This window comes from Arthrobacter sp. AOP36-C1-22, assembly GCF_052377515.1.
In the GTDB taxonomy this organism is placed as follows: domain Bacteria; phylum Actinomycetota; class Actinomycetes; order Actinomycetales; family Micrococcaceae; genus Arthrobacter_H.
The window spans coordinates 190123-200876 of the sequence record NZ_JBQSWW010000002.1; the positions used below are offsets into that span (position 1 = coordinate 190123).

A 10754-nucleotide genomic window follows, 5' to 3' on the forward strand; every position below is an offset into this window, starting at 1 on the left:
GGCCTCGGAACGATTCCGTGGCCCGCTGCCAGGCCTCCGCCAGCCGGGGTCGCGCGGCCTATTTCTTCTTCGCTTTCCCCTTGCTCCTGCCCTCCGGGTTCGGGACGACGACGAAGGGGCATTTGGAATGGGCGACGCAGTGCTGGCTCACGGACCCCAGCAGCATCCCGGCGAAGGCACCGTGCCCCCGCGTGCCCAGGACCAGCAGCTGCGCCGATCCCGAGGCCGCGACGAGCACTTCCGCCGGGGGCCCGTGTTCGATCCGCTGGATCACCCCGGCGTCACCGCCGACGGTCTCCTGCACGGTTTCATCCAGCATCTTCCGCGCATTCTCCTTGACCTCCGCGCGGCTTTCGGCATACGGGGGCATGTAGCCGAAGGAATAGGGGACGGACCAGACCGCGACCGCCTCGACGGGGGCTTCGTAGCGCCGACCGTATTCGACCGCCCATTCCAAGGCGATCCTGGAGTCCTCGGATCCGTCGACCCCCACCACCACTGGATTCGTTGCCATGCGTTGCTCACCTCTTCCGGTACGCCGCGAAGCGCACCTTTGACGAACAAGCCCGCACCGGACTGCCTTGTCGGCGGCGCCCAATTCAGGTCGCCACGCGAGCGGGTCGGTGACCCCAAAGCGGAGCAGGCCAGGGAGTCCGGGGCCCGCCAACCTGGCCGGACGACACCGTCCACCCGTGCTCACCGTAGCAGGACGGACTCCGGGGCCGGGAAGCCCCGCAGGCCTTTAGGCGGCGGCGATCGCCACGAGTTCCGCGATCGGGCCGGCCAAACGCTGCGGCCCCATCCACACGGCGGTCAGGGGGCGCTTGGGCGTCTCTCCTTCGAGGGGAACCCGCAGCAGCGAGCCGGAAGCCAACTGCTCACGGAGCGCGAGTTCGCTGAGTGCCGCCGGCCCCGCACCGGAGGCCACGGCCAGGCGCACGGCGGCATTGCTGTGCAGCACCTGCGCCGGCTCCGCTGCCGCCCGACCGGCCAGGAGCTGCTCCAGCGCCTCCCTGGTCCCCGAACCGCGCTCACGCACCACCAGCGGCGTCCGGGCCAGCTCCTGCAATCCCAGGACGCCGTGCCGCTCCGCCCACGGATGCTCGGGACCCACCACGACGGCCAACTCGTCCTCCTGGACCACCGCGGCACTGATCCCCACCGGCAGATGAGGGGTCTCCACGAACCCCAGTTGCAGCGTCCCGCCTTGGACCTTGGAGATCACCTGGGCCGAATTCAGGACCTGGAGCTGTACTCGTACCTCGGGCAGCTGACGGCGCAATTCGGCCAACCAGGCCGGCAACAGGTTCTCCGCCACGGTCTGGCTGGCCCCGACCCGCAATTCGACCGGTCCGGCGGCCTTCCGGGCCCCCAGCACGCCCATGAAATGCCGGGACTGCTCCAGCAGCGTCCGGGAGGCTTCGGCCAATTCCACCCCACGGGCGGTGGGAACCGAGCCCCGGGGACCGCGCTGCAGCAGCGGGGCCCCGGCCGTGGCCTCGAGCCGGGAGACCAACCGGCTGGCATTGGACTGCGCCATGCCCATGCTGCGCGCCCCGGCACCGACGCTGCCTTCATCCACCACGGCGACCAGGAGTTCGAGTGCATGCAGATCCGGCCAGTTCAAACCCATGCGCCCATGATATGACCCCATGCCGAACCGATGGCTACCGCCGGTGGGCGCGGCGTGAAAACCTCAGTTCATGAGCACCGATACCGATACACGTCCAGGCGTCGCGACCCGCGGCAGCCATCTCCTGCAACACTTCGCCCCCGGCCTGCTGGTGTGCGCGGTCGCCACCGCCCTGTCCATGACGCTGAGCCACTTGTTGCCGGGGGTTAGCGCCCTGATCATCGCCATCGTGCTGGGTATCGCGACCACGAACCTGCTGCGGCTGCCCGAGCGCACCGCCCCGGGCATCAACTTCGCCGCGAAGAAGCTCCTGCGGTTGGGCATCGTCTTCCTGGGCCTGCAGCTGGTCATCGGCGACATCGTCTCCTTGGGCGCACCGATGCTGGTGGTCATCGGCGACATCGTCGCCGGCGGGATCTTCGGCACCCTGCTGATGGGCCGGCTGATGAAGATGCGTCCGGGGCAGGTGCTGCTGATCGCCTGCGGCTTCTCCATCTGCGGCGCCGCAGCCGTCGCCGGGGTCGAAGGGGTCGCGGACTCCGAGGAAGAGGATGTCGTGACCGCCGTCGCCCTGGTGGTCATCTTCGGCACGCTGATGATCCCGCTGGTCCCCCTGCTCGGGCAGATCCTCGGGCTCAGCCCGGAAATCAACGGACTCTGGGCCGGCGGTTCCATCCACGAGATCGCCCAGGTCGTCGCCGCCGGCGGCATCATCGGCGGTGGTGCGCTCGCCGTGGCCGTCATCGTCAAGCTCGCCCGGGTCCTGCTGCTGGCCCCCGTCGTCGCCGTGTTGAGCATCCGCCAGCGCCGCAACGGCAATATCGCTGCTGCCGACGGCAAGCGCCCGCCCATCGTCCCGCTGTTCATCATCGGCTTCCTGGCCATGATCGCGTTGCGCTCCACCGTCGACCTGCCCGGCGGGGTGCTCGAAGCCGGCAAGTTCGCCCAGACCGCTTTGCTGTCCGCGGCGATGTTCGGTCTCGGCTGCGGGGTGAAGGTCCGCAACCTGGTGCAGGTGGGCATCCGCCCCTTCATCCTGGCGGCGGCGTCGACCGTCCTGGTCTCCTGCATCGCCCTCGGCGGGATCATGCTCGTCCACCTCGGCAGCTGAGTCCGCCGAACCCTCCCGCGGTGTCCGTTGGCCTGACCAACGGACACCGCGGGATCAGTGATTCGGCCAGGGTCTACTTCTCGTAGACCTCCGCGGCCTCATCGAGCATTTCTTGTGGAATCTCCACTCCAGCCTTCTCCGCCGCGGCCGTGTTCACGTACAGATCAACGTCCTCGAGGGTCTCCACGGGCATTTCGGCCGGGTCATCGCCGTCCTGGAGGATCCTCACGGCCATCTCGGCGGTCTGCACACCGAGCTTCTCGTAGTCGATGCCGTAGGCGACGGTGGCTCCTCGCTTGACCGAAGCACCATCGGCAGTGACCACGGGGACCTTCTTGGACTGGGCTGCTTGCAGCAAGCCCTCCAACGCCGAAACCACGGCATTGTCGTTGGGCACATAAAACGCATCGACATCGAGCGAAGCGGCGGCCTGTTGGACCTCGGAAGAGGCGGAAATGGAGGATTCCTTCACCTTGAGGTCGAGTTCGGCAGCGGCCTCCTTCACCCATTCCACCTGGATCGTCGAGTTGACCTCACCGGAGGAATAGACGATCCCCACCGTTTCGGCTTCCGGGTCCAGCTTCTTGAGGAGTTCGAGTTGTTCCTTGATGGGGCCCCTGTTCGAGGTACCTGTGACGTTGGCGCCCGGGGCTTCGTTGCTCGACACAAGTTTGGCTTCCTCAGCATCGGTGACCGCTGAGAAGAGTATCGGAACATCATTGATGGCCTGGGCAGCAGCCTGCGCCGTGGGCGTCGCGACAGCCAGCACCAGGTCCAAATCGTCACCGGCGAACTGGTTCATGATCGCGGTATTGGTGGACTGGTCCCCTTGTGGGTTCTGGAAGTCGTAGCTGACCTTGTCCCCCGTATAGCCGGCGTCTTCCATGCCCTTCTTGAAGCCCTTGACGACGGCATCCAACGACGGATGCGATTGGATCTGGGACATGCCGATCTTCACGGGCTCAATCTCACCGTCGGCTCCCCCGGCGCCCTCATCACCTGTCGATCCGCAAGCGGTAGCGAGCAGGGCGGTGGCCATCAGACCTGCGGCGAGCTTGCCGGCGCGATGGATTCTCATACTGTGTTCCTCTCCCGGGTCACGAGTCGATGACTGGTCAACATCGGCCTGACGCCTCTCAGGGCCAGTCATCCGCTGCAGGTCATTCGACATCTTCTTGACTCTTTGGCGACTCAAGATCACCTGACCCTACCTGTGAACCAGCTCACAGCACCTATGTGACTTCTGCACTCATGGACGCCACCCCGCGTTCTGTCATCCACTGAAGACGAAGCATGCCCCAAGCCACCACCAGTGACGGAAGTGTCCGCGGGAAAGGCTGGCCCGGGTTGTTTGATGGCCGGCAACGACGCTAAGCTGAACGGCGTTCAAATGAACGTCGTTCAAGTTTGTGGGGCCGGGTCTCCGGCCCGAGAGGGAGCCCATGAAACCCCGTCGTCTCGAGGCCACCGATCTGGCCCGTATCGCCGTCTTCACCGCCATCGTCGCCGTGTTGGGCCTGCCGGGCGGACTCTCCGTCTTCGGCTCCGTCCCGATCACCGCCCAGACCCTGGGGGTGATGCTCGCCGGGGCCGTCCTGGGCCCCTGGCGCGGAGCCCTGTCAATGGTGGTCCTGCTCATCCTGGTGGCCATCGGGCTGCCATTGCTCTCGGGGGGCCGCGGCGGGCTGGGGGTCTTCGTGGGACCCTCCGCCGGGTACCTATTGGGTTGGGTCGTCGGGGCCTTCGTGATCGGGCTGATCGTCCATGGCGGGCCACGGCTGACCCGGTGGCGCACGATCCTCGGGGTGCTCGTGGGCGGCATCGTGGTCATCTATGCCTTCGGAATCCCCATCCAGTCGCTGGTCACCCGTCTGCCCCTGGGCCCGACGGCGCTGCAAAGTCTCGTCTTCCTGCCGGGAGACCTCCTGAAGGCGGCCATCGCCGCAGCCATCACCATGACCTTGGCCCGGGCCTACCCACGGGCCTTCCGCCGGCAGGAGGCCGGTAGCCAGATCCCCGTCACCGCCTCCGCCCAGGTTACTTCGGACGGCGAGCGCCCCGCCGAGAGCATCCGGTGACGTTCCGGCCGCCGATCGCCGCCATCGCCCCTGCAGCGGTGGTGCTTTTCGAGGTCTGGCGATGAATTCCATCTCGTTGGACCAGGTGGGCGTGCGCCTGGGCGAAACGACTGCGCTTGAAGGAATCTCGTTGAATTTGGGGGCCCGCAGGATCGCCATCATCGGGGAGAACGGTTCGGGTAAATCGACCCTCGCCCGGGTCATCGGTGGGCTGGTGGCCCCGTCCTCGGGGTCCCTGCGCGTCCACGGTGTGGACCCGGTGAGGCAGAAACGTGAGTTGCGGCGGCTGGTGGCCTTTGTCTTCAGCAACCCCGATGCCCAGATCATCATGCCTACCGTCGGTGAGGATGTGGCGTTTTCGCTGCGTTCCGAGAAGCTTTCCCAGCCGGAAGAAGATGCGCGGGTGAGCGGGGCACTCGCCGCATTTGGTCTATCCGAGTTGGCTGGACGTTCCGCCCATGAACTCTCCGGCGGCCAGAAACAGCTCCTGGCCCTGTGTGGGGCCTTCGTGCGACGCCCCGATCTGGTCATTGCCGATGAGCCCACGGCACTGCTGGATACCCGTAACTCCCGCACGGTGGCGGATCACTTGTTCCTCGGCGGTGACCACCAACTGGTGCTGGTCACCCATGATCCACGATTGGCCCTGCGCTGCGATACGGCCGTCCTGGTGGGCTCGGGCCGGATCCATGCCGTCGGGGATCCCGTCGAGGTGCTGGCCACCTATGAACGGTCCCTGGCATGCTGAGCCTCTACCGTCCGGGCCACGGCCTGCTGCACCGCCTGCCCACCGGACGCAAGGCCCTGTTGCTGATGCTGGTGGTGCTGGGATTGTCCTTCCTGCCGTCGACGTACTGGGCCGCCGGGCTGGCCTGGGTCGTGGCCGTACTCGGCTACCTCCTCGGAGGTCTGGGACTGTCCGAACTCTGGCGCCAACTGATCGCCGTGCGCTGGCTGATCGGCATCACGCTGCTCGCCCAGCTGATCTTCATGCCCCTTGAGGCAGCGGCCGCCAATTCCTCTCGCGTCGTCGCCGCCATCCTCCTGGCGGGGTTGCTGGTGCTGACCACCCGGCTGACCGACCTGTTGGCCGCCGTCGAACGGGGCCTGGCCCCGTTGGCCCGGCTGGGGATCGACCCCGAACGGATGGCCCTGCTGCTGGCAGTGACGATCACGACGGTCCCGGTATTGGCCCGTCTGGGCGCCGGGGTGCGCGAGGCCCAACGGGCCCGTGGCGCCCGCGGCGGCCTGGCCACCTTCGTGGTCCCGTTCCTGGTGGTCTCGCTCAAGCATGCCGATGAACTCGGCGAGGCGCTCTCGGCCCGGGGTGTGCAATGACCCGGCCCCGGGTTCTCGGCCACGTCATCGACGCACAAACCCGCTGCACGCACTACTCAACCGTCCTGGATGTGATCGCCATCCGGTTCTACTGCTGCGGGGAGTACTACCCGTGCCGCCTCTGCCATGACCAGGTCCCCGCCCAACACAAGGCACGGCGTTGGCCGGTCGCCGAACACGACGCGCGGGCCGTGATGTGTGGGGTGTGTGATCACCAACTGGGCATCATCGAGTACCTGGCCCGGGCCGACTGCCCCTGCTGCGGCGCACGGTTCAACCCGGGCTGCAAGCTCCACTCCGACCTCTACTTCGTTCCTGCGCCCTGAGTTTCCGCTGCCGGAGGGCCACTGCCCTCGAATTACCGGCCGGCGGATGGCATCATCGGGACATGGATCGCCCCTTCAGAATCATCTGCCTGCTGTTCCCCCGGGTCACCCAACTTGATCTCACGGGTCCCGTCCAGGTGTTCTCACTCGCTCCGGACGTCGCCATCGATCTGGTCTGGCGCGACATGGAACCAGTACCCACCGATTCGGGGTTCTCCATCCTGCCCACCAGGACCTTTGCCGACGCCCCGCCGGCGGATCTGTTGATGGTCCCGGGTGGGAACGGGGCCTTCGACCTGATGGACGACGAAGCGGCCCTGGCCTTCATCCGCGACCAGGCACGGTACGCCCGCTACGTGAGCAGCGTCTGCACGGGTGCCTTCGTCCTGGGGGCCGCCGGTCTCCTGGTCGGTAAACGAGCCACCACGCATTGGGCCTCCCGGCCGTTGCTTGAACTTTTCGGTGCCATCCCCCGGGAGGGACGGGTGGTCTGGGACGGAGCACTGGTCACCGGAGGAGGGGTGACCAGCGGCATCGACTTCGGGCTGGAGATCATCGCCACGCTATGGGACGAGGCAACAGCCAGACGGGCCCAACTGATGATCGAGTACGACCCCCATCCACCCTTCGATGCCGGGGCGCCCGGGCGGCCGGGCACGGATCCGGCGGTCGTCGACCAGATCATGGAAAGCAATCAGCGCATCCGGGGGCCGTTGGTCGACGCTGCGGCCGCGCGGCTTCGGGGGCACGACGCCGGCTGATCCCACCGGCCAGACTCCGGTCCCCTGCTCATCGGCCCCGACTCGACATCTGTTGGATCGCCCACCCGTTCCCGTCCGGGTCCGAGAGGAAGATCATTGCGACGTTATCGAGGGGATCTGCGGCCTCCTCTGGGTTCTCCGCCAGGACCTGCACTCCGCTGGTTTCGACCTGGCGTTCCGTGAGGATCCGGTGCGCTCGTTCGATATCGGAGACCACCAGTTGCAGACCCTTCACCGAGCCGGGCGGCATCTCGGGGACCACTCCACCGGTACCGAGCACAATCGAGCAGCCCGACCCCGGAGGCGTCAGTTGAATCACGCGCCGGCCTTCGCCCAGGTCGTAGTCGTGGTCCAGGTGGAACCCGAATTGGTCGCGGTAGAATGCCAAGGACCTGTCGAGGTCGGAAACCGGAAGCACCACCACCTCGAGGGTCCAGTCCATCTCGTTTTGGCTCTCCATGGCCAGAACCTACCAATGCGGTTGCCTCCTGCCAAGGGATGGCCCTCCCCTGTTCCGACGCTCGCAGGCGGAGCAACCGGAGCCGACGACCTCACCGGGAAGCGCCAGGGGGCCCGGAAACGGAGAGCTCCCCGGACCCCTGGAGCACCCGGCCGTCCTTGACGACTGCGGCAATATCGCCGAGGTGCCGCGGTTCGATGTCACCACTCCTCGTCTCCAGCAAGGTGAGGTCTGCAACCATTCCGGGTTCCACGGTCCCCAGACTCGTATCTCCGAATGCTGCGGCCGGTTCCGTGGTCAAGGAGGCAAGGATCTCCGGTGCGCCCAAGCCGCAGCGATGCAAAGCCTCGAACTCTCCGGCAGTGTCGTACTCGTCCATGTAGCCGACATCGGTGCCAAACAAGATTCGTCCTCCGGACTCCCAGAAAGTCCTCAAGGCCTGGTCAATGGGATCCGTGTAGGTCGGGGACTTCGTGACGGTGTGGGCGAACATGTGAAGGGTGGGGACCAGCCGCTTGCCCTGGGCGGCACAAGCCAGCAACAACGATTCGGTGCCCTCGGTTTCATCGGGGACGTGGGCGATGACGTCCACCCCGGCGTCCAGCGCCACCTTCAGCCCTTCCCGGTTGGAGGGGTGGGCAAACACCAGAACCCCTTGCTGATGTGCTTCCCCTACCGCGGCGTCCGCCACCTTGGATGTCATGGCCTTGATCCGGTCGGGTTCGACATAGGAACCGGTGAACAGCTTGATGACATGAGCTCCACGGCGAAGCCCCCGCCGGGCCGCTCGGCGAGCCCCGGCGGGGGTCCGTGGAGCCGGCAAGGCCCATCGCAAGAACCACGACACCGATTCCCTGGTATAGAACGGGACCCCGCGGGCAGGATGGATCGGTTCCGTCGCGGTATGAATGGTGGGACCGGTCAGTTCCCCTGCCTCGATACGAGCGATCAGCGGCAGCGTGTTTCGCGAATTGGACCCCAGATCGACCACGCTGGTGAATCCCCGGCTGACCAGCATGTCATCGAGTGCCCGTTGCAATGCCCCCGTCTCACTCCGTCTCGCTCGGGACCAGACGCCGTCGATGAAATGTACGTGGCAGTTCCAGAAACCCGCAGCAAGCACCCGCCCATCGGCGTCAAGAACCGGCCCCTCGACCGGCTCGGGATTCTCTGCTCTCGGCCGCACCGCATGGATCCGCCCGGAACGCTCCACGACGTCGCAGCCCTGGATCATAGCCGCCCCGGGATGCGCCCCCACCGTGACGTTCGTGATGAGCAGGTCAGCGCCCGCCGTGCCTCGTGCCATCCCAACCATCCCTCTCGTCCCCCTCGGACTTTCCGGACTCGTCATCGGTCAAGACAGCCCCGGGAACGCCAGGGGTCTTCGATCCGACGCCGCTCCCCCGACCTCGCCCACCCCACACGCTATAAGCCCTCCGGACTATTCCACATTCCAGCGCAGGCATGGGGCTTCCGCCCACGCATTCCCCCGACATTCCCGGTGGTTAGGGGGACGGGCCGCCGGATTGGAAGGTGTTGCCTGTGGCCCCTACGGTAAGGGGTCAATGGACGGCGCCGGGCAGTCATCCAAGACCCCCGCATGCGCAGGCCTCAGGTGAAAAGGAGAAGATCATGGGGATCAGGAAGAAACCGGTCTGGGTACTGGTGGTCGTTGCTGTGCTGTTGTTGGCATTGGGCGGTGTCGGAGGATTCCTGGCCCGTGGAAACAGTGCAACGCCAGACCCCACTGGCGAATCCTGGCGGCTCGATTATGCCTGCCCGATGGCCGAGCACCTCGAAAAGACGAAAGGCTCGGTTGAGGATTGGGAGGGGCCGGGTCTTGTGGATCCGGACCTTGATCGCGTCGCCGTCGTCGGGGCTGCCGTCGGCGGAATGACCGGAGGAGCCTCCACCGGGAACGAGGACCTGAAGCCCGTGGGTGCCAACCTCGTCAGGGGTATTTCCACGCTGCAACACGAGAAGATCGTGGAGGGACTCGACCAAGTGACGTCGTTATGCGCCAAGCGGTAATGATTTCTCGTGCCCGCGGCGAGGAGTCCCCTCGAACATGCGGGGAACTCGAGGGGCAGGGGCCGCGAACCTGACTGCCCCGGCGCACGGATACCCATCCCGGCTTACGTTCGAAAAGGTCGGGTTCCCGGGGCTCGACAGGCCCGCGAGCTGCTGGAAGAGTCGCGGGCGTGGAGATATTCAGTGCAACCGTCTGACTACCAGTCAGCGACCTGTCGGGCGCCGTGCAGTGGTATCAGCGGGTTTTCGAGCTCCAGGAGCCGGATCTTGAACCCGCGGATGGTGTCGTGGAGTTCAGGGTCGGACCTGTCCGGCTACAGCTTGGTGAGGAAACCACCACGCGCTCCGGGGCCGAGGTGGTGACACGCGTCGGCGTCGACAGCGCGGGCCGCGAACATGACCGGCTGGCATCATCGGGCGTGGACGTGGGGGTGCTGGAACACGCCGCGGTATCTCACCTCGGTGATCCCGGAGTCTCCCAGGGACGGTGTTTTCGACGCACCATCGGCCACCAACCCGGCCCGTTCGTAGAACCTGCGCCCCCGGTCATTGGCCTCGAGAACCCACAGGGTCACGCTGTCGTGCCCGGAGGCCCCCAGTTGATCGAGAGCGGTTGACCACAGCCGCCAGCCGATCCCCTGTCCTACATATTCGGGCAGCAGATAGATCGAGGTGACCTCCCCCGTGGTTGCCGAGGCGTCCACGTCACGGCTCGTCCCGGCATGGACCAGGCCCACGGCCTCGCTTCCCCAAAAGGCCAGATACGGTGCGGGGATGGCTTCATCGTCGAGCAGCCTCTGCCAGGCCAGCGCGCGCCGGTGAACGCTCAGCGAATCCAGATATCCATCCGGCAGCAGACCCCGGTAGGCCCACCGCCAGGCCCTGACATGCACCGTGGCCAACTGCTGGACGTCACCGGCCGAGACCGCCGGTCCGATCCTCAGGGTGGGCATCTGCCCAGCCTTGCACATCCCTCGGTCACCGCGTTCTCCCAGCACCCGTCGATGGGGCCCTGC

At 66.4% G+C, this 10754-nt stretch carries 13 protein-coding genes; 7 read left to right on the forward strand and 6 right to left on the reverse strand.

The annotated features are described in order from the left end of the window. Positions 1 to 58: 58 nt before the first annotated feature. On the reverse strand, positions 59 to 514 hold the full coding sequence (locus ACT3S6_RS02555) for a universal stress protein (RefSeq protein ID WP_444553592.1): 456 nt from the start codon (positions 512 to 514) through the stop codon (positions 59 to 61). 228 nt (positions 515 to 742) lie between these two features. Then, complete coding sequence (locus ACT3S6_RS02560; RefSeq protein WP_444553593.1) at positions 743 to 1633, reverse strand: LysR family transcriptional regulator; 891 nt, start codon at positions 1631 to 1633, stop codon at positions 743 to 745. A 70-nt stretch (positions 1634 to 1703) separates the two neighbouring features. Between ACT3S6_RS02560 and ACT3S6_RS02565 the strand changes: the two genes are divergently transcribed. Beyond that, positions 1704 to 2744, forward strand: coding sequence for a YeiH family protein (locus tag ACT3S6_RS02565; protein WP_444553594.1), 1041 nt, complete (start codon positions 1704 to 1706; stop codon positions 2742 to 2744). A gap of 73 nt (positions 2745 to 2817) precedes the next feature. Here the strand turns inward: ACT3S6_RS02565 and ACT3S6_RS02570 are convergent, their stop codons facing one another. After that, positions 2818 to 3822, reverse strand: coding sequence for an ABC transporter substrate-binding protein (locus ACT3S6_RS02570; protein WP_444553595.1), 1005 nt, complete (start codon positions 3820 to 3822; stop codon positions 2818 to 2820). Between the two features lie 364 nt (positions 3823 to 4186). Between ACT3S6_RS02570 and ACT3S6_RS02575 the strand changes: the two genes are divergently transcribed. From ACT3S6_RS02575 to ACT3S6_RS02595, 5 genes are all read left to right on the forward strand, one after another. Beyond that, positions 4187 to 4822: a biotin transporter BioY gene (locus tag ACT3S6_RS02575; RefSeq protein WP_444553596.1), complete on the forward strand. Its 636-nt coding sequence runs from the start codon at positions 4187 to 4189 to the stop codon at positions 4820 to 4822. Between the two features lie 61 nt (positions 4823 to 4883). Continuing rightward, positions 4884 to 5570, forward strand: coding sequence for an energy-coupling factor ABC transporter ATP-binding protein (locus ACT3S6_RS02580; RefSeq protein WP_444553597.1), 687 nt, complete (start codon positions 4884 to 4886; stop codon positions 5568 to 5570). Then, positions 5564 to 6160 carry an energy-coupling factor transporter transmembrane component T family protein gene (locus ACT3S6_RS02585; RefSeq protein ID WP_444553598.1) on the forward strand — a complete coding sequence of 199 codons (597 nt, stop codon included), beginning with the start codon at positions 5564 to 5566 and terminating at the stop codon, positions 6158 to 6160. The genes ACT3S6_RS02580 and ACT3S6_RS02585 overlap by 7 nt, the downstream gene beginning before the upstream one ends. Continuing rightward, a complete protein-coding gene (locus ACT3S6_RS02590) occupies positions 6157 to 6486 on the forward strand; it encodes a CHY zinc finger protein (protein ID WP_444553599.1) in 330 nt (109 codons plus the stop codon). Before ACT3S6_RS02585 ends, ACT3S6_RS02590 begins: the two co-directional genes overlap by 4 nt. Before the next feature lie 62 nt (positions 6487 to 6548). Beyond that, positions 6549 to 7247, forward strand: a complete 699-nt coding sequence (locus tag ACT3S6_RS02595) for a DJ-1/PfpI family protein (RefSeq protein ID WP_444553600.1) — start codon at positions 6549 to 6551, stop codon at positions 7245 to 7247. A gap of 28 nt (positions 7248 to 7275) precedes the next feature. Here ACT3S6_RS02595 and ACT3S6_RS02600 read toward each other — a convergent pair whose 3' ends face one another. Then, the gene (locus ACT3S6_RS02600; protein WP_444553601.1) at positions 7276 to 7707 is read right to left on the reverse strand and encodes a VOC family protein; all 432 of its coding nucleotides are present in this window, start codon (positions 7705 to 7707) and stop codon (positions 7276 to 7278) included. A 91-nt stretch (positions 7708 to 7798) separates the two neighbouring features. Beyond that, complete coding sequence (locus ACT3S6_RS02605) at positions 7799 to 9013, reverse strand: amidohydrolase family protein (RefSeq protein ID WP_444553602.1); 1215 nt, start codon at positions 9011 to 9013, stop codon at positions 7799 to 7801. A gap of 326 nt (positions 9014 to 9339) precedes the next feature. Between ACT3S6_RS02605 and ACT3S6_RS02610 the strand changes: the two genes are divergently transcribed. Continuing rightward, positions 9340 to 9738: a hypothetical protein gene (locus ACT3S6_RS02610; RefSeq protein WP_444553603.1), complete on the forward strand. Its 399-nt coding sequence runs from the start codon at positions 9340 to 9342 to the stop codon at positions 9736 to 9738. Positions 9739 to 10148: 410 nt separating this feature from the next. Here the strand turns inward: ACT3S6_RS02610 and ACT3S6_RS02615 are convergent. After that, positions 10149 to 10754 (reverse strand): GNAT family N-acetyltransferase (locus tag ACT3S6_RS02615; RefSeq protein WP_444553604.1); only part of this gene is annotated, 606 nt, incomplete at its 5' end.